This is a genomic window from Methylobacterium sp. WL116 (genome assembly GCF_008039455.1).
Lineage (GTDB): Bacteria > Pseudomonadota > Alphaproteobacteria > Rhizobiales > Beijerinckiaceae > Methylobacterium.
In genome coordinates this window covers 1-463 of record NZ_VRUV01001146.1, presented here as the reverse complement: position 1 = coordinate 463, position 463 = coordinate 1, and the positions used below count along the sequence as shown (strand labels likewise).

The window sequence follows — 463 nt, the reverse complement described above, 5'->3', positions numbered from 1 at the left end:
CCGGCGGCACCGTGCAGGTGCTCGCGGCGCCCGGCACCTACGATCCGCGCACGCAGTACGCGATCCTCACCGCCGGCGGCGGCGTGGCCGGGCAGTTCGCGGGCGTGACCGCGAACTTCGCCTTCCTCACCCCGACGCTGCGCTACCAGGCCAACGAGGTCGACCTCACGCTGACCCGCAACGACATCGCGTTCGCGACGATTGCGCAGACCCGCAACCAGGGCGCGGTCGCCAACGCGATCCAGGCCGGGGGCCCCGGCACCGGCGCCTACGACCGCACCATCGGGCTGACGACGCCCGAGGCGGTCGGAGCCTTCCGGGCGCTGACCGGGGACATCCATGCCAGCGCGATCTCGGCCGAGTTCGAGACCGCGTTCTTCGTCCGCGAGGCGATCCTGGACCGGATGCGCTGGGGCGCCACCCCCGGCTTCGCGGAGGGCGCCGATTACGGCCGCCTGCCGGC

1 pseudogene is annotated in these 463 nt (G+C 73.9%); it reads left to right on the top strand.

Features of this window, described 5'->3' with window-relative positions:
• A pseudogene (locus FV223_RS29825) lies at nt 1-463 on the top strand (autotransporter domain-containing protein); the annotation flags it as partial.